The organism is Citrobacter sp. Cpo090, from assembly GCF_030332665.1.
GTDB classification, from domain to species: Bacteria; Pseudomonadota; Gammaproteobacteria; order Enterobacterales; family Enterobacteriaceae; genus Citrobacter; species Citrobacter portucalensis.
Genome location: NZ_JAOWHK010000036.1, coordinates 140,724 through 159,132, shown reverse-complemented (window position 1 = coordinate 159,132; position 18,409 = coordinate 140,724). Strand labels below are relative to the sequence as shown.

The window sequence follows — 18,409 nt, the reverse complement described above, 5'->3', positions numbered from 1 at the left end:
AACCGTGAGATATAAGGCATTCATGTCATGAAGAAGTTTTTAGTTTTTCTGCTTTCATTTTTTTCAATAAATGCAGTTAACGCAGAAGACTTACAAAATACCGTTAAAGATGCATTAGCGAATCATCCTGAAGTTAATGCTGCAATAAATAGCCGTTATTCCTCGGAGCAAGAACTGCGGGCGGCTCAAGGTGGTTATTTGCCATCCCTGAATTTAAATGCCGAGGCCGGACGCAAAAATGTTGATGATGCAACTACCCGCGCGGCAGGCCGCAATAACGGTCTGACTCAGTCACCTAACGAGGCGACTATCAGCCTCGAGCAAAATGTGTTTAACGGCTTTGCCACCAACAGCGAAGTGGCGCGGCAAAAAGCGACCGTTGACTCACGCGCCTACGGTGTGATGAACACCAGCGAAAGCACCGCTTATGCGGTGATTCAGGCCTATTTCGACGTGCTACAACGCGAAGAGTTTGTTCGCCTTGCCGAAGACGATCTGGCGAACCACGAGCGCATTTACGACCAGATAAAACTACGTACCGATCAGGGCGTTGGGCGATCCGGGGATTTTATGCAGGCCGAAGCGCGTCTGGCACAAGCGCGTAACAACCTGCTGACCGAGCAGACTAACCTTGAAGACGCGAAAACCACCTTTGTCAGCGTGACGGGCATGGACCCGCAGGGCTTAAGCCAGCCAGAGAGCATTGACTCTCAGCTGCCAACCTCGCTGGAAGATGCCAAAAGTCGGATGGAAAAAAATAATCCATTACTGAAATCTGCCAATGCGGATATCGAAGCTGCGCACCAGCAGTACGAAGCGTCGAAATCAACCTTCTATCCACGTGTGGACGTTGAGCTTTCCCGTGGGATTAGCAACAACACCGATACCACCCGCGCACACACCGAAGAGTGGGAAGCGATGGTCAAACTGCATTACAACCTGTACCAGGGTGGCAGCGACAAAGCCAACATGAACTCCCGTGCTTATCTGCACAAGCAGGCTCAGGATGTACGTAATAACACGCTGCGCCAGCTGAATCAGGAGCTGCGCCTGGCCTGGACCGCACTACAAAACGCACGCGCTCAGCTTCCTTCGGCAGAAGAATACGCCGACCGCAGCGTCAAAGTGCGCACGGCTTATCAGGATCAATTTAGTCTTGGCGAGCGTACGCTGCTGGATTTACTCGATAGTGAAAATGAAGTGTTCTCCTCTAAACGCCGTCTTGTTGAATTACGTTATCTGGCCATGACCAGTGGCTACCGTATTAGCGAACGCACCGGGGAATTAATGAACATTCTAAAAATCACCCCGCCGCCTTCGGGGCAACCGGTAGATTCAGCAGAAGAAAATAACTTACCGGAACTTCATTAATAATTATTAATCCCCCAATAAATCTCTGACCTGCACGCTTATTATTAGCTTGCTATTATTTAATAGTGCACGGTCAGAATGGTTGCGAAAATGAGTGCACAAGCCGAATTATTAAATGACGTCCCTGAGAATTACACTAGCCCTAATTCTCAACATCACGACCCACGTAGCCATAATGACGACCCGTTATTAGATAGCTTACTGATTCTGTGTTCTCTGCACGGAAAACCGGCGAGTCGTTCAACACTAAGCAGTGGCCTGCCATTAGAAAACGATCGGCTCACGCTGAATATATTTCCACGCGCGGCGGCAAGGGCCGGTTTAAAGGCGCGAGTCGTCACGCGCACGCTCGATAAAATTCCAGCGATGTCTCTGCCAGCGGTCTTGTTATTGAACTCTGGGGGAACCGGGGTGTTGCTGGCCTGGAACGATGACGGCAGCGCCCGCTTTATGCCCAGCGAAAGCGAAGGTGGAGAAATTTGCGTTGATGCCGCCACGCTTGAGCAAAACTATGCGGGCAAAGTCATTTTTGCGCATCCGCGCCACGAATTCGATTTGCAGGCAGAAGCCTTTCTGCCACGTACCAAATCCTGGTTTAAAGACACGCTGAAGCTGTCGCGTTTTCTGTATATGGATGCTGTGTTGGCCAGCCTGCTGATCAACCTGATTGCGCTCGGCACACCGCTCTTTACCATGAACGTCTATGACCGCGTCGTGCCGAACCAGGCAACTGTCACGCTATGGGTCTTGGCAGTCGGTATCTGCCTGGCTTTTGTCTTTGATCTGATTTTAAAAATGCTGCGCGGTATCTGCCTTGATATTGCAGGTAAGAAAAGCGATCTCATCATCTCTTCGACCCTGTTTGAGCGCATTATCGGTATGGAGATGAAAGAGCGCCCGGCGCGCGTGGGCAGCTTTGCACAAAACATTCACGAGTTTCAGTCACTGCGTGATTTTCTCTCATCCCTTACTTTGACGACGATTATCGATCTGCCCTTCACCCTGTTACTGCTGGTTGTTATTGGCATTATCGGCGGCGCGCTGGCATGGATCCCGGTACTGACATTACCGATTGCCCTGTTGTGCAGTTGGGCACTACAAAAACCGGTCAACGCTGCTGTGGCAAAAACCATGAGCCTCGCCAGCGAACGCCAGGCGCTACTGATTGAAACCCTGAGCAGTCTGGATGCCATCAAAGTGAATAATGCCCAGAGCGAACGCCAGTTCCAGTGGGAACAAACGCTGGGTAGCCTGAGCCGTCTCGAACTGCGGGTGAAAACCTTATCCAGTCTGGCCAGCAACCTCACCGGCTGGTTCCAGCAAATTTCAGGTGTGGTGATGATCATCGTCGGGGTGTACATGATTATCGACGGCAAACTGAGTATGGGTGGTTTGATCGCCTGCTACATGCTTAACGGTCGCGCCTTGATGCCGCTGGGCCAACTCACCGGCCTTATCGCCCGCTATCAGCAGGCGAAGCTGACCATCAAAAATACTGAGAAAATGATGTCGCTGACGCAGGAGCGCCGTGCGGATGAAAACCCGCTCAAGCGTGAACAGTTACAGGGCAGCATTGAATTTCGCGATGTGGATTTCAGCTATCCGGAGCAACAAAACCTGTCGCTGCACAAAATTAACCTGACCATTCAGCCCGGTGAACGCATCGGCATTATCGGGCGCAGCGGTTCCGGTAAAAGTTCACTGAGTAAACTTATCGTCAATTTATACCAGCCGAGCGCCGGGAACCTGCTGATTGACGGTATCGACTCTCGTCAGCTGGATGTGAACGATCTGCGCCACAGCATCGGCTACGTGCCGCAGGATATCCAGCTTTTCAATGGCACGCTGCGCGATAACCTGCTGTGCGGAGCGCGCTATGTCGATGACGAAACTATGCTGCGAGCGGCAGAGCTGGCGGGCGTCAACGAATTCGCGCGCCTGCATCCCGACGGCTATAACCTGCAGGTCGGCGAACGCGGCTCCCAGCTTTCCGGCGGGCAACGGCAGGCGGTGGCCCTTGCACGCGCGCTGTTGCTTGATCCTCCACTCCTGCTACTGGACGAACCCACCAGTTCGATGGACAACACCAGCGAAGAGAAGATCAAACACGCGCTGGCCCCCTGTATAGCGGGAAAAACGTTATTACTGGTCACACACCGCGCTTCCATGCTGTCGCTGGTTGACCGTCTGATTATTGTTGATAAAGGTCGCATCATCGCAGACGGTCCGAAAGGGGTAGTGATGGATGCGTTGAAAAAGGGGCAAATTAATGCGTCTCGCTGATCTCCTGACTCGTGCCCGCAGCTATATGCAGCACTATTTTCGCGGTCGTGATGAAAATCAAACCGACAGTATTAATGAGGTTAGCCAGGCCATAATTGATGACGCCCCAAGAGTGATACGACTGACGCTGTGGGTGATCCTCGCGCTGGTAGTGCTGTCCTTCATCTGGGCTGGCTTTGCAAAAATAGATGAAGTGACACGCGGTGAAGGCAAAGCGATCCCTTCATCAAAACTGCAAAAGATCCAGAACCTGGAAGGGGGAATTGTCACCGAGCTGTATGTGCACGAAGGGCAAATCGTTAACGCCGGGGCCCCGCTACTGCACCTCGATGACACGCGTTTCGCCTCCAACGTTGGCGAAACTGAAGCCGACAAGCTCGGTCTGCGCGCCAAAGTAGAACGCCTGACGGCTGAAGTTGAAAACCGGGACTTTGTGATTTCACCCGAGATAGCCAGCCAGGCACCGGATGTCGCCCGAGGAGAAACCGATCTGTATAACAGCCGTCGGGAACAATTTCACAACGAAATTTCCGGGCTCGAAGAACAGCTGGTGCAGAAAAAACAGGAGCTGCGTGACTTTGAGTCAAAGGAAGATCAGTTTAAGCACAGCCTCGGGTTAATCCGCCAGGAAATCAAAATGTCCGAGCCGCTGCTCGCTTCAGGCGCCATTTCAAAAGTCGAGCTGCTGCGCCTGCGTCGTACCGAAGTGGAAACCGCCGGGCAGCTCAATTCTATTAGTTTGTCGCTGCCCAAGGCCACGTCAGAGATTAAAGAGATTGAGAATAAAATCGGTGAAAGCCGTGGCCGTTTCCAGAGCGATGCACTGGCCCAACTCAATGAGGCGCGTACGAATCTGAGCAAGACGCAGGCCAGCGTTAAAGCACTGGAGGATCGGGTGAATCGTACCATGGTCACCTCACCGGTGCGGGGTATCGTCCAACAGGTAATGGTGAATACTATCGGCGGCGTCATTCAACCGGGCAGCGATCTGGTGGAAATAGTGCCGCTGGATGACAAACTGTTAATCGAAGCCAAAATACAGCCGCGCGATATCGCCTTCCTCCATCCGGGTCAACATGCGATGGTGAAATTTACCGCTTACGATTACACCATCTATGGCGGTCTGCAAGGCGAAGTAGTGCAGATAAGCCCGGACACCGTTACCGATAAGCAGGGCCGCAGCTTTTATATTGTGCGTTTGCAGACGGATAAAAATTACCTGGGAACAAAAGAGCATCCGATGCTGATCATTCCCGGCATGGTGGCGAGCGTCGATATTCTCACCGGTAAGAAAACGATTCTGAGCTACCTGTTAAAACCGATTATTCGCGCACGCGCGGAAGCACTCAGAGAACGTTGATCGGTTGCGCTCCCTTACATTTTTGCCGGGGAGCGCATGTGTTTATAACGGCGTGCAAAAAGAGAGCTTTCCACGATTCAGGATGATTTTCCCGTCATTAACCAGCTCCTGTAACACCTTATGGATGGCGCTACGTGAGATATGGTTACGGGTCAAAATAAAAGTATACACGGACGTTTTCTCACGTACCCCAGGCTCCATCGCCCAGATATATTTCACGTGTTCAATAATCTGCTCACGAATAGTGCGGTGCGACTGCAACGCCTCGCGCTGGAAATAACGTTGAAGATGATGCGTTAAGATATCAAACGCCTGCTTCCATAAGTTTTTAGCGGTAAACAGGAGATCGGCATTTTGTACGCTCATCGCCCACATTTCACAATCGGTATCACAACGTAAATAGTGGCCAGCCACTTCCGTACGCATTTGTGGCAGGCCGAGAATAGCAGGTGCAGAAATACTCACCGTGACTAAATCATTTTCCACACGATAAACAGAGACAGTCCCTTTCTCCAGAAATAAGATATGTCCATCGGTCTTCAAATCAATACGCTGACGTTTTTTACGTAACGACAGCCAGGCATTATCCGACTTCTTCATTTCATCGCCAACGAGCACTACAGCATTTTCAATTTCTTTCTGGAACATGGGACTCTCTACCGCAAATTATGGCTTAGTCAAAAAGATGGTTAAATTTACTCAGCACTAAAAATAAATGTCAGCTCGCAAACAAGCTGACATTTATTCCCATCTACATCTACCACCGGCATTCCCTGGTGCCATTGACGCGTTAAGGTTCATTCTGTTTTCGCGTGGTGGTGCCAGGCAGTATATGGCGCTGTCCATAAAGAATTAATGGCAATCATCTTTGTCGACATTTTTTCATCTTTCTGTTCTTTGCAGAGTAGCCAAAAAGATACAATCAATTGATTTCAATGAGTTTTATTTTCATTAAAAAGTTATCATTCTTGTTATATCATGATACTAAATTGCAACACTTCGCGGTTCTCGCTGTGGGATCAGGTCCATGCTGGTGGTCTTTATAGGCTCAGTGGTATCATGACTAACCAACCACCAGACGCATCATCAAGAGTAGAGACAATATGTCTGAGACTGGCAATGTCAGTTATCTGATTGAAAATAGAATAATATTTACGCCAGCCACACAATGTCTGGCACGGGTAGATCACCCCAATCAGCGGATAAAACTCAAACACTCAGCGTCGTTATGTCTTTTATTACTTATTCAACATCGCGGGCAAGTGGTTTCGCAAAACGAATTGCTGGAATTCGGTTGGGGTAAAAATCACCGCCAGGTGAGTTTCAACGCCTTTTATCAAAGCATTCTCTCGTTGCGTAAAAGCTTGCTGCAACTGGAGCTTGAACAACCGCTGATTACAACGATCCCCCGCAAAGGGCTGATCATTCAGGAAGAGTTTGATATTCAGGTCATTGAAACACCGGAGGAGAACGCTGCTTCTGCTGAAGAATCCTTAGCATCAGATGCCACTATTGAGGAATTTTTGGCTGACAGACCGCGTCAACCTTTGATAACGACAGCAGAAACGATAATGTTGGCACTTACCCTGATAATTTGTGTGCTTATATTATATCCGTGGCAAGCCAGCGATGATTATTTCTCCGGCTATATCGCCGCGACCAAAACACCAACAGACTGTCAGTATTATTTCAATAACGATGCCAGTAACTTCTCCCGGCATACCGCGTTTATCGACAAAAACCCAGGATTGTGTCAGAGCCATAAATTTATTTATATCACAACTTATCCTGAGTCTAAGAAACTGTCCGCGCTGGTGTGTCGCTCACCGATAAAAGCCAGACAGGGAAACGCCTGTCAGCCGGTATATTACCCACGGTATGATAGCTAATGAATTTATATCCCCGAACTTCCCGCATCCAGACAGGTATTATCCTGCTGTTTTGTTTTGCTGCGCTAATTCTTACTTTCGTCTATCGGTACAGTAAGAACAATGGCGGATTACAAGATCTTACCTGCCGCTCAGCCATCGAAATTGTACGCAATACAAGCTCGTTCCGAGGGATTATTGATATCAAAACCGGGGGCAGTAAAGGTATTGTGAATATTGATGGCATTATCAAAGATGCTGAAAATAATGAGCAGACCGTGCAACGCATGGTACTTTTTACACAATCCAGCTACGGCTCAAGCCCGGTTTGGATTTCACAGAAAATCCAAATTTCCAATCGCGAAACGGCTCCCGCCAGCCTTATTCAGGAACTCCTCCCCGACTTTTTCCTGACCAACACCAGCGTATCCAACGTCGATTTTTTTGCGCTGAACAGCGCGACATACCTGATTACCAAAGAGGGGATCCCCTATCTGTACTGCCAGAATTATGCTTTGCCGGAAAATGAATAATCAATAAGCGTTCTGGCGGCAAAACCTACGGATGAATCTCAGCCGTTGATGGAATATCTCCAAGCCTGAAGGCAAATCTGCCCTATAAATATCAGTTAAACCTGCGGCAATTCAGTACACGGGAAGGCACCACGCAATTCCAGGCTGGAGGGTTATCTCAGTCTGATGGCATCAGCGTTACACTGCACCCGGCATTCACCACAGCCAGTGCAGCGATCGCTGTCCAGCACAGGGATCCCCGCCGCGCCGATGGTACAGGCCTGTTCGGGACATGCCCCGATACACTGGTTGCACGGACGTAATGGATTAATGCAGGCAGTGCTGAACGTCGGGCGCAATCCGGTATTAAAACGCGTCTGTATACGCAGCGCATCGCTCTGGCATGCGGTGATGCACAAGCCACAGCCATCGCAACTGGCATACTCAATAGCCAGTTGCGGATAACCGTCTTCATGATGGATCAGAATCCCCATTTGGCAGGCATCAATACACTGGTTACAGCGAGTACATTGTGCGATGAACTGTGCGACAGGCACAGCACCCGGCGGAAGCGGGTGTGCCAATTGAGATACCGGCAACGTCGGTGTAGTGTGTTTTGCCGCACTGACAAACGCACGAAATAGCCCGCGTCGACTAACATGTCGATGCGTCATCAGCGCCTGATAATATTTCTCTGACTTGTTCATCCGAAGTACAGCCGTTTCACCGCAGGTTGCAATGCACGCTGCTGCTCCATATCCTGCAGATAAAACGCGGTTACAGCGGCAAGACGCGTATAGAACGGGCTCACTGCGCTGTCCTGCACTCGTTCCAGGTAGCGATATCCCCACGGTAGCAGATGCGCCTCGAATAACTGATTCACCGCCGCGTCTTTACCTGCCTCCAGCAACGCGCTACTGGCTAACAGCATCAGGCCAAACTGGTCTTCGGGTTCGCTCTGGTGCGAGTCAAACGCCATTCCCTGCGACTGTAAAAACGCGCGGTATTCCGAGGTGGTATCCCCCATCAGCAAATTATCGCGTTCCAGCCAGACGGAACCCCACGGCGGTGCGGGCATTTCCCCCTGCCCTTCAAATAGCACGGAAAACTGCCACGCCAGGTCATCTGCATCTGGTAAGGGCCAGTCAGCACACAGCCTGACCATCTGCGCCGGATCGCGCCACGGGTACAGTTCAGGCAGCGTGGGTAGGCTGTCGAACAGCGCTTTCACCTCCGGGCGTCCGGGTGAGTAGTAAAATAATGCACCAAGGATCCTCGGTAATACGGCACTGGTTGGCATAATGGAAACTCCTGAAAAAGTGCCTGAAGGCGGTAAGTATTCGCCCAGACTTCAGGGCCGGACACGCGGTCCAGCCCATGAGGATTACATCGGTAACGTCCACAGATTGTAGAACGCAATCCTGCCCACCAGCTCAGCCACGATGACAACCACGGCGGTCATTGCCAGAACGGTGACGCTGGACTTCCGTCGCGACCAGGCCACCACCCCAACAATGCCCACAGCCAGCAGCGCAGCCTGCGCGGTAAACCAACTGGTTTGCGCCGCCGTTAACGCACCGTCCGCACTCATCAGCGTCGACATATACCCCGGACGCAAGCAGAAGCTGGCGAGGATCGCCAGCACGCTGACCAGCAGGCCCAGACGCAGCCCGAACAGCCCGGCCAAAATGCCACCGCCAATCAGCGGCGTGAGTACCATCATCACCGTTGTATAAGAGGTACGCCAGGTGACCACCGTCGGCAACTGGTAGATTTGCGGGATCGCCAGAATAAAGGCCACGCCCACCGCCGCTGCCAGCCAGACCAGCACTTTACACAGCGCGGTTGCGCCACGGTTAAGCAGCAGACCGAGAGAGCCCAGCCCACCGAGCGTAGCAAACACTGCCGACAGCACAATTTCGTTACTCATCGGCGAATGACCCACACGCAGCAGCATATTCAGCGCTCGCAGCGGTTGCCCAACGTGGATAATCCCCAGCAGTACCCCAACCCCAAACAGGCACATGACGGAGAACAGGCCGATGGCCATCCGTCGCGCCTCGATTTGCCCCAGAGTGCCGCCAATCAGCAACAGAATAAATGCGCCAACTGCGCTTTGGGTAAAGACGGTAAAAAAGACCAGTGGTAACTCATGCATGGCGCACCTCTCCCATGTTCATAATGGCCCCTTCCTTGTCACCCGTAGGTCTGGCCTTCGGATGTGGCTTAATGATGAGGTTAGGATGGGTAAACGACGCGGCGGGCAGCGGTGCAATTTCGTTCTCGGTGCCGTACTTCGCGCGCAGTTCATCGATTGGGCCAAAATCCAGTGCTCGCTGCGGACAAGAATCCACACAGATTGGACGCAAATTTTGCTCCAGTCGGTCGAGACAGCCGTCACATTTGCGCATAACTTTGGCGTTAGCATCAAACTGCGGTGCGCCATACGGGCAGCGCATTTCACAATAACGGCAACCGACGCAGACGCTGTCATCGACCAGCACCAGACCGTCTTCTTCACGCTTATGCATCGCGCCGGTCGGGCAGCCTGATACACAGACCGGCTCATCACAGTGGTTACAAGCGATAGAGAGGTAGTAGGTAAAGGTGTCGTTGTGCCAGCTCTCCCCTTCCTTCACCCAGCTTCCACCGCCGTATTCATAGACCCGGCGGAATTTCGGACCGACGTCCAGATCTTTATTATCCTTACAGCTGACCTGGCAGGTTTTACAGCCTGAGCAGCGCGAGGAGTCAACATAAAAGCCATACTGTTTCATTGCAGATCACTCCTTAAGCGCGTTTGATTTCAACCAGGTTGGTATGCTGTGGGTTTCCTTTCGCCAGCGGCGACGGCAGATGGCTGGTCAGGGTGTTGATGCACCCGCCAACGTCCACACCGTTGCTGTCCAGTCGGGTCCACGCCCCCTGTGGCATCGCCACCACACCAGGGAGAATGCGCTGAGTCACCTTGCAGGGAATCGCCACCACGCCGCGATCGTTGAACACATGCACCAGATCCCCGGAGTTCAGCTGTCGCGCACTGGCATCTATCGGGTTGATCCACACTTCATCAGGTACCGCTTCATGCAGCATCAGTACGTTGGTATAGGTTGAGTGGGTATGACCTTTGGTGTGAAAACCGCTCAACTGCAGCGGATACTTCGCGGTCAGCGCTTTGTTCAGATGCGACTCTGTCACTGCGCAGAACTCCGGTACCGCCGGGATACGATCGCCCTCCGGTAGCGTCCACGCTTTTGCGAGATCGGCAAGCGCCTGCGAATAAATCTCAATCTTGCCAGACGGCGTGGTCAGCGGGTTCGCCACAGCATCAGCACGGAAGTCAGCAAACGCCAGGCTCTGTTTGTCTGTCGCGATACGTTGGTCGATGACCCCCATCTCTTTTGCCACTTTCCATTCCGGCAGGTACGGACGTTTTTCGCGGATCTGCTGATAGTGCATTTCTGCCCACTGCGCCTGTGTCCGCCCTTCGGTGTACTGCTCACGCAACCCCAGATGCCCAGCAATATCGGCACAGATATCGTAGGTGCTACGCACTTCCCACATCGGCGTGACCGTTTTCTGTATGGCGATCATGTAGTTGTGAGAGCCCGCAGCATAGGAACTGTCCACCAGATCTTCCGCTTCGAGATAGCTGGTTTCAGGCAGTAAGAGATCGGCGTACTTGGCGCTCGGCGTCATGTGGTTTTCAATGACGACAATGGTTTCACACAAGTTTTCATCCGCGAGAATTTTGCGCGTACGGTTGGTTTCACCGTGTTGGTTCAATAGCGCATTACCGGCCTGGTTGAAGAACAGCTTGATGCCGGTTTTCAGTTTATCCGCCCCCTTCACGCCCATCGTGGTAGCCGTCATGATTTCCGGACGTTGAATCGCATCCGTCCAGAGATAGCAAGGAATAGAGGTTTTGATCGGGTTGGTCAAAATCGGTAGCAGCGGCACGCCGTATGGGGTCCCATAAGGCCAGTTACCGTTGTTAGTTCCCGGCAGGCCAAAGTGGCCCGTCAGCGCAGGTAGCGTCTGAATGGCGCGCACGGTTTGCTCACCGTTGGCATGACGCTGCGGTCCCCAACCCTGACAAATGTAACAGGCGCGTGCCGAGGCTATTTCACGCGCCAGTTGCCGAATACGCGCCGCCGGAATACCAGAGATCTCAGCCGCCCACTCCGGCGTTTTAGCGATGCCGTCATCGCCCTTACCGATCACGTAGTCTTTATAGCTGGCATTCGGCGCGGCGCCTTCGGGCAGTGTGCTAATGTCATAACCTACACAGTACTTATTCACCTCAGCTTCATTAATCAACTGTTCGGTAATCAACGTGTGCGCGATACCCGCCACCAGCGCGGCATCGGTCGTCGGGCGAATCGGCAGCCATTCGGCATGCTCGGTAACCACCGAGTCGGTATAACGCGGATCGATAATGATCACCCGCGCCTTTGAGGCTTCCAGCGCGCGGCGTAACTCTTCCACCTGTCCGCCACCTGACATGCGCGTTTCCGACAAATTCAGACCAAACAGCACCACCAGATCGGAATGAGCAATTTGCGTAAAGTGACTCCCGACATATACGCCGTGGGTGTATGGCGTTGCAGTGGCAATTTGCGCCGTGGAATAGGTGTTATGATAATTTAAATAGCCGCCGGTAAGATTTAGCAAACGTTTCCAGGCTGGCGTGCCCTGAGTATGATAATAAGCGCCAGATTGATAATTATAATAAATTGCCTCACGGCCATATTTTTCCGTCACGCGTTTTAATTCTGCAGCGATAAATACTGTCGCTTCATCCCAGGAAATACGCTTGAATTTCCCTTCACCGCGTTTACCTACGCGTTTCATCGGATATTTAATCCGGTCTGGGCTATATACCCGCCAGCGACTGGAGCGTCCACGCAAACACGGACGAATCTGGTGCTCACCAAATATCGTATCGTCTTTTGCGTCTTCCGGTTCAATACGCACAATACGATCATCTTTAACGATCACTTTCAGCGGGCAACGACTGCCACAGTTAACCAGGCAAGCACTGTGGCGAACGGTTTCACCATTGCCGCCTTGCGTTGGCGCAGCGATCGTTTCGGCCTGTGCGGTAGCAGAGAAAGGCAACGTAATTGCGTTACTGAGCGCAACGGCAGCCCCTATTTTCGCAGTGCCAGTTACCGCATCCCGTCGGGACAGCGTTGTATTTAACCACTCTTTTATTTCCATCTTTTTTATTTCCCTACATTGCATCCATATTTATTATTAATGAATAACTATAAAGGGTTAAATATTATTTATTGTTGATTATGATCAAGCGAATTTTTACGGAGAAATGGAGCAAAAAAAAACATGACAGGTTTATCACTTTTCATCTGATAAAAAGCAGGGATTTAACTGAAGATGATATCTTCAGTTACAAATAAGAGATAAAAATGGAACAACAGAGGGTACGTTCGATATATAATTACATATATTACGAGCATGTATACCCTATGACAAGAGCAATATAATTCTTATTTTTGCGGTGAGAGTAAACAAAATCACGCCTGGTACCACGGCATGTTCTTGGGTAACATTCTCATATACACAATATATATAACGATAGAATATACATTGAGAATAATAGACACGAGTAGCGAATAAATATCGTCAACCAGACGCAGACCCGAAAAACAGATTTGGCAGTATCGAAACCAACAATCCTGCTCATATTCATGTAATGCTACTCTCGGTGTAGCGGCCCTGATTTTGACACAAAATCCAACGGGTGAATCGCGGTGGTTGTCGGTGATAAGATAGGCTTTTCATCCAGGGTTGAGTAAATAGAGAACTTTTCCAACTGTGTCGAGTTCAGGTTTGCTGCTGGTAGGTAACTTATTGATTATAATAGATTGATGGAGCGTCATTTTCATCAATCCGGACAAGTAGTTCAAGTGTGCATACCAGATAGCAGATAGCACACTTCTGGTATACAAATTTGTGGGTTTATGTGAGTTTCCAGGGTCTCACGTGAGACTGCCCAGGTCCCTAAAAAGATTAAAAAAAGAGCAAAAGCGATATGAAAGAGTCACTTGATACGGACTTCTCTAGCCACACACCCATGATGCAGCAGTATCTCAAGCTGAAAGCCCAGCATCCGGAAATATTGCTGTTTTACCGCATGGGCGACTTTTACGAACTGTTTTATGACGACGCGAAACGCGCGTCTCAGCTGCTTGATATCTCCCTGACCAAGCGCGGCGCATCTGCGGGCGAGCCAATTCCGATGGCTGGCATTCCTCATCATGCGGTAGAAAACTACCTCGCTAAGCTGGTCAACCAGGGTGAGTCCGTTGCTATTTGTGAGCAGATTGGCGATCCGGCAACCAGCAAAGGTCCGGTTGAGCGCAAAGTAGTGCGTATCGTCACGCCTGGCACCATCAGTGATGAAGCGCTGTTGCAGGAACGCCAGGACAACCTGCTGGCTGCTATCTGGCAAGACAGTAAAGGTTACGGCTACGCCACGCTGGATATCAGCTCCGGGCGTTTTCGCGTCAGTGAACCTGCTGACCGCGAGACTATGGCCGCAGAATTGCAGCGCACCAATCCCGCTGAACTGCTGTATGCCGAAGATTTCGCTGAAACCTCACTGATTGAGGGACGTCGCGGATTACGTCGTCGTCCACTATGGGAATTTGAAATCGATACTGCTCGCCAGCAGCTAAACCTGCAGTTTGGCACGCGGGATCTGATTGGTTTTGGCGTGGAAAATGCCCCGCGCGGATTATGCGCAGCCGGCTGTCTGCTGCAATACGTAAAGGATACCCAGCGCACCTCGCTGCCGCATATTCGTTCTATCACCATGGAGCGTCAGCAGGACAGCATCATTATGGATGCCGCCACGCGCCGCAATCTGGAAATCACCCAGAACCTGGCGGGCGGCGTTGAAAACACGCTGGCTTCAGTACTCGACTGTACCGTGACGCCGATGGGCAGCCGTATGCTTAAGCGTTGGCTGCATATGCCGGTCCGCGACACCAAAGTCCTCACTGAGCGCCAACAGACCATCGGCGCGCTACAGGATTCCACCAGTGAATTGCAACCCGTGCTGCGTCAGGTCGGCGATCTGGAACGTATCCTGGCGCGCCTGGCCCTGCGTACTGCGCGCCCGCGCGATCTGGCCCGTATGCGTCATGCCTTCCAGCAATTACCGGAACTGCGCGCGCAACTGGAAAGCGTAGACAGTGCCCCCGTGCAGATGCTGCGTGAGAAAATGGGTGAGTTTGCCGAGCTGCGTGAACTGCTGGAACGCGCCGTGGTGGAAGCGCCGCCAGTGCTGGTTCGCGACGGTGGTGTCATCGCCCCGGGCTATAACGAAGAACTGGACGAGTGGCGAGCGCTGGCTGATGGCGCAACCGACTATCTGGACAGACTGGAAATCCGTGAGCGCGAGCGCACCGGCCTCGATACGCTGAAGGTTGGGTTTAACGCCGTTCACGGCTACTACATTCAGATCAGTCGCGGGCAGAGTCATCTGGCACCGATTAACTACGTGCGCCGCCAGACGTTGAAAAACGCCGAACGCTACATTATTCCGGAGCTGAAAGAGTACGAAGACAAAGTTCTGACGTCAAAAGGCAAAGCGCTGGCGCTGGAAAAACAGCTGTACGACGAGCTGTTCGACATGCTGCTGCCGCACCTGGCTGATTTGCAACAAAGCGCCAGCGCGCTGGCAGAGCTGGACGTACTGGTCAACCTTGCGGAACGAGCTTATACCCTGAATTACACCTGCCCGACCTTCACCGATAAACCCGGTATTCGTATTACCGAGGGACGTCATCCGGTGGTTGAACAGGTGCTGACCGAACCGTTTATCGCCAACCCGCTTAACCTCTCGCCTCAGCGACGGATGCTGATTATCACCGGCCCGAACATGGGGGGTAAAAGTACCTATATGCGCCAGACTGCGTTGATTGCGCTGCTGGCCTACATCGGCAGCTACGTTCCGGCGCAGAAAGTGGAGATCGGGCCTATCGATCGCATCTTTACCCGCGTGGGCGCGGCGGATGATCTGGCATCCGGCCGTTCTACCTTCATGGTAGAAATGACCGAAACCGCCAACATTCTGCATAACGCCACCGAGAACAGCCTGGTGCTGATGGATGAGATTGGACGCGGCACCTCCACCTACGACGGCCTGTCGCTGGCGTGGGCGTGCGCGGAAAACCTGGCCAATAAAATCAAAGCATTAACGTTGTTTGCCACCCACTACTTCGAACTGACTCAGTTACCGGAGAAAATGGAAGGTGTAGCAAATGTGCATCTTGATGCGTTAGAGCACGGCGATACCATCGCCTTCATGCACAGCGTACAAGATGGTGCGGCAAGCAAAAGCTATGGTCTGGCGGTAGCTGCCCTGGCTGGTGTACCAAAAGAGGTTATTAAACGCGCGCGGCAAAAACTGCGCGAACTGGAAAGCATCGCACCAAATGTTGCCGCAACTCAGGTCGACGGCACACAGATGTCGCTGCTCTCGGTTCCGGAAGAAACGTCGCCCGCCGTTGAAGCACTGGAAAATCTCGACCCGGATTCGCTAACGCCTCGCCAGGCGCTGGAGTGGATCTATCGGTTGAAGAGTCTGGTGTAACGTTGTAATGCCCGATGGCGCTTTGCTTATCGGGCCTACAAAATACCGCTATATGTAGGCCGGGTAAAGCGAAGCCGCACCCGGCGTGTTGATTAGCGCTTATCTTCTGCCAACAGCGGTGGAATACTCGGCACCATCGGTGCGTCATCAATATCCTTCTGCGTCATGCGAAACGCTTGCGGGTAGTGCTCACGGCTGGTGCGGCGTAGCGGCTCGGTATCACGCCAGGTGTACAGACAATGCTGGCACTGATATACCGTCCAGACACCTTTTACCGGCGAGTTTGCCATCACTTCAATATGTTCATCGGCACAACGTGGACAAATCATCTGCTACTCCTTATTTACGGTTGGCCAGCATGGCGGTCAATTTTTCTGCCCAGGCTTTCGTTTCTGGTAAATCGCATACCGGCTGGCTGTAGTGCCCACGGTTATCCGGCGCAACCGGCGTGGTCGCATCAATAATTAGCTTGTCGGTAATCCCCGCCGGACTGGAACCCGGATCAAGCTCCAGCACCGACATATTCGGCAGTTGCACCAGATCGCCCGCCGGATTGACCTTCGAAGACAGCGCCCACATCACCTGCGGCAGGTTGAACGGGTCAACATCCTCATCAACCATAATCACCATTTTCACGTAACCCAGGCCATGTGGCGTTGTCATTGCGCGCAGCCCCACCGCGCGGGCAAAGCCGCCGTAGCGTTTTTTGGTGGAGATAATCGCCAGTAAACCATGGGTGTACATGGCGTTTACTGCCTGCACTTCCGGGAATTCGGCTTTCAACTGTTGATACAGCGGTACGCAGGTTGCCGGCCCCATCAGGTAGTCAATCTCCGTCCACGGCATCCCCAGATACAGCGATTCAAAAATAGGTTTGGTGCGATAAGAGACTTTATCGATACGCACGACCGTCATATTACGTCCACCGGAATAGTGCCCGGTAAACTCGCCAAACGGACCTTCGATTTCACGTTTACGGCTTTCAATGACCCCTTCGAGGATCACTTCTGAACCCCATGGCACGTCAAAGCCGGTGAGCGGCGCGGTAGCGATCGGGTACGGACTTTCACGCAGCGCTCCCGCCATTTCGTATTCCGACTGATCGTACTTCAGCGGCGTGGCGCCCATCAGAGTGATGATTGGATCGTTACCCAGCGTGATGGCAATCGGCAGATCTTCACCGCGCTCTTCGGCTTTATGCAGGTGCAACGCGATATCGTGCATCGGCACCGGCTGCAGGCCAAGCTTGCGTTTGCCCTTCACTTCCATACGATAAATGCCGACGTTCTGCTTGCCGAAGTTGTCCGGATCCAGCGGGTCGCGCGACACCACGCAGGCTTTATCGAGATAGAAACCGCCGTCGCCATCGTTCAGGCGAAACAGCGGCAGAATATCAAACAGGTTGATCTCATCACCATCAACACAGTTTTCAGCCCATGCCGGGTTGGCGCGACGCTCCGGCGTAACCGGAAATTTATCCCAACGGCGGATAAACTCATCAATCTGTTTTTTCACCGGGGTATTTGGCGGCAGCCCTAAAGAGATAGCGTGATTCTGCCACGAGCCAATAGTGTTCATCGCCACACGGGCGTCGGTAAAACCACGAATATTGTCAAACCACAGCGCTGGCGCACCGTCGCCAATGCGCCCGGTTGCGTTGGCTGCCGCAGCCAGATCCGGCTCAGCGTTGACTTCTTCACTGATTTTCAGCAATTGTCCCTGGTCGTCCAGCGCCTGCAAAAAGCTGCGCAAATCATCAAATGCCATTATTCATTCTCCTGTGCAAAATTCTGTGCCTGCCGTAAACCCTGCCAGCGACGGGCGTTTGGATGCTCCAGATCAAACTGATCGAGCACACGCGCAACGATATGCTGAGTGATGTCATCGACCGTTTGCGGGTGGTTGTAATACGCAGGCATTGGCGGGACCATCGCCACGCCCATGCGGGAAAGTGCGAGCATGTTTTCCAGATGAATAGTGCTCAGTGGCATTTCACGCGGAACCAGAACCAGCTTGCGTCCTTCTTTCAGCACCACATCAGCAGCGCGCCCCACCAGCCCTTCCGCGTAGCCTGCACGAATACCGGCCAAGGTTTTCATACTGCAGGGGATAATGATCATGCCGTCAGTGCGAAACGATCCGGAGGAGATGGTCGCCGCCTGGTCCGCCGGGTTGTGACAAAAATCGGCCAACGCAGACACATCGCGAACGCTGTACGGCGTTTCCAGTTCAATAGTGGTTTTGGCCCACTTTGACAGCACCAGATGGGTTTCCACCTCGGGCATTTCCCGCAGAGCCTGCAGTAGCGACACACCAAGCGGCGCGCCGGTTGCCCCGGTCATTCCGACAATCAATCTCATTTAGCTTCTCAATTTTTGTTCGTGTACGAACG

At 52.3% G+C, this 18,409-nt stretch carries 15 protein-coding genes and 1 pseudogene; 6 read left to right on the top strand and 10 right to left on the bottom strand.

Annotated features, from left to right (window positions below; genetic code table 11):
* Nucleotides 1-27 precede the first annotated feature (27 nt).
* The 3 genes from OGY83_RS20805 (at nucleotide 28) to OGY83_RS20795 (ending at nucleotide 5,014) form a co-directional block, all read left to right on the top strand.
* Nucleotides 28-1,371: a TolC family outer membrane protein gene (locus OGY83_RS20805; RefSeq protein ID WP_079938735.1), complete on the top strand. Its 1,344-nt coding sequence runs from the start codon at nucleotides 28-30 to the stop codon at nucleotides 1,369-1,371.
* A gap of 90 nt (nucleotides 1,372-1,461) precedes the next feature.
* On the top strand, nucleotides 1,462-3,654 hold the full coding sequence (locus OGY83_RS20800; RefSeq protein WP_249419038.1) for a type I secretion system permease/ATPase: 2,193 nt from the start codon (nucleotides 1,462-1,464) through the stop codon (nucleotides 3,652-3,654).
* Nucleotides 3,641-5,014 (top strand): HlyD family type I secretion periplasmic adaptor subunit, encoded by a 1,374-nt coding sequence (locus tag OGY83_RS20795; RefSeq protein ID WP_123268055.1) that lies wholly within the window; start codon nucleotides 3,641-3,643, stop codon nucleotides 5,012-5,014. The genes OGY83_RS20800 and OGY83_RS20795 overlap by 14 nt, the downstream gene beginning before the upstream one ends.
* Nucleotides 5,015-5,056: 42 nt before the next feature.
* On the opposite strand, the gene OGY83_RS20790 is transcribed toward OGY83_RS20795, so the two are convergent.
* Nucleotides 5,057-5,662, bottom strand: a complete 606-nt coding sequence (locus tag OGY83_RS20790) for a helix-turn-helix domain-containing protein (RefSeq protein WP_071687043.1) — start codon at nucleotides 5,660-5,662, stop codon at nucleotides 5,057-5,059.
* A 455-nt stretch (nucleotides 5,663-6,117) separates the two neighbouring features.
* On the opposite strand from OGY83_RS20790, the gene OGY83_RS20785 reads away from it, so the two are divergent.
* Together OGY83_RS20785 and OGY83_RS20780 are read left to right on the top strand one after the other, a co-directional pair.
* Entirely contained in the window at nucleotides 6,118-6,903 is a 786-nt protein-coding gene (locus OGY83_RS20785; protein ID WP_286636818.1) for a winged helix-turn-helix domain-containing protein, read from the top strand.
* Nucleotides 6,903-7,415, top strand: a complete 513-nt coding sequence (locus OGY83_RS20780; protein WP_286636817.1) for a YqeJ family protein — start codon at nucleotides 6,903-6,905, stop codon at nucleotides 7,413-7,415. The genes OGY83_RS20785 and OGY83_RS20780 overlap by 1 nt, the downstream gene beginning before the upstream one ends.
* A 152-nt stretch (nucleotides 7,416-7,567) precedes the next feature.
* Here OGY83_RS20780 and OGY83_RS20775 read toward each other — a convergent pair whose 3' ends face one another.
* The 6 genes and pseudogenes from OGY83_RS20775 to OGY83_RS25215 all read right to left on the bottom strand — a co-directional run.
* A complete protein-coding gene (locus OGY83_RS20775) occupies nucleotides 7,568-8,068 on the bottom strand; it encodes a 4Fe-4S binding protein (protein WP_286636816.1) in 501 nt (166 codons plus the stop codon).
* Nucleotides 8,069-8,097: 29 nt separating this feature from the next.
* The gene (locus OGY83_RS20770; RefSeq protein WP_286636815.1) at nucleotides 8,098-8,694 is read right to left on the bottom strand and encodes a molecular chaperone TorD family protein; all 597 of its coding nucleotides are present in this window, start codon (nucleotides 8,692-8,694) and stop codon (nucleotides 8,098-8,100) included.
* 84 nt (nucleotides 8,695-8,778) lie between these two features.
* Nucleotides 8,779-9,552, bottom strand: coding sequence for a dimethyl sulfoxide reductase anchor subunit family protein (locus OGY83_RS20765; protein WP_191214011.1), 774 nt, complete (start codon nucleotides 9,550-9,552; stop codon nucleotides 8,779-8,781).
* Nucleotides 9,545-10,171 (bottom strand): DMSO/selenate family reductase complex B subunit, encoded by a 627-nt coding sequence (locus tag OGY83_RS20760; protein WP_079938727.1) that lies wholly within the window; start codon nucleotides 10,169-10,171, stop codon nucleotides 9,545-9,547. The genes OGY83_RS20765 and OGY83_RS20760 overlap by 8 nt, the downstream gene beginning before the upstream one ends.
* Nucleotides 10,172-10,184: 13 nt before the next feature.
* Nucleotides 10,185-12,617 (bottom strand): DMSO/selenate family reductase complex A subunit, encoded by a 2,433-nt coding sequence (locus OGY83_RS20755; protein WP_286636814.1) that lies wholly within the window; start codon nucleotides 12,615-12,617, stop codon nucleotides 10,185-10,187.
* A gap of 512 nt (nucleotides 12,618-13,129) precedes the next feature.
* Nucleotides 13,130-13,303 (bottom strand): annotated as a pseudogene (locus OGY83_RS25215) (integrase); the annotation flags it as partial.
* A 146-nt stretch (nucleotides 13,304-13,449) separates the two neighbouring features.
* Between OGY83_RS25215 and mutS the strand changes: the two are divergent.
* Nucleotides 13,450-16,017: a DNA mismatch repair protein MutS gene (gene mutS / locus OGY83_RS20750; RefSeq protein ID WP_079938725.1), complete on the top strand. Its 2,568-nt coding sequence runs from the start codon at nucleotides 13,450-13,452 to the stop codon at nucleotides 16,015-16,017.
* Nucleotides 16,018-16,109: 92 nt separating this feature from the next.
* Here mutS and OGY83_RS20745 read toward each other — a convergent pair whose 3' ends face one another.
* The 3 genes from OGY83_RS20745 to OGY83_RS20735 are packed head-to-tail and all read right to left on the bottom strand — an operon-like array spanning nucleotide 16,110 to nucleotide 18,377.
* Nucleotides 16,110-16,346 (bottom strand): non-oxidative hydroxyarylic acid decarboxylases subunit D, encoded by a 237-nt coding sequence (locus OGY83_RS20745; protein WP_032944812.1) that lies wholly within the window; start codon nucleotides 16,344-16,346, stop codon nucleotides 16,110-16,112.
* A 10-nt stretch (nucleotides 16,347-16,356) separates the two neighbouring features.
* On the bottom strand, nucleotides 16,357-17,784 hold the full coding sequence (locus tag OGY83_RS20740; protein WP_003825816.1) for a non-oxidative hydroxyarylic acid decarboxylases subunit C: 1,428 nt from the start codon (nucleotides 17,782-17,784) through the stop codon (nucleotides 16,357-16,359).
* The gene (locus OGY83_RS20735; protein ID WP_079938723.1) at nucleotides 17,784-18,377 is read right to left on the bottom strand and encodes a non-oxidative hydroxyarylic acid decarboxylases subunit B; all 594 of its coding nucleotides are present in this window, start codon (nucleotides 18,375-18,377) and stop codon (nucleotides 17,784-17,786) included. Before OGY83_RS20735 ends, OGY83_RS20740 begins: the two co-directional genes overlap by 1 nt.
* Between the last annotated feature and the right edge of the window lie 32 nt (nucleotides 18,378-18,409).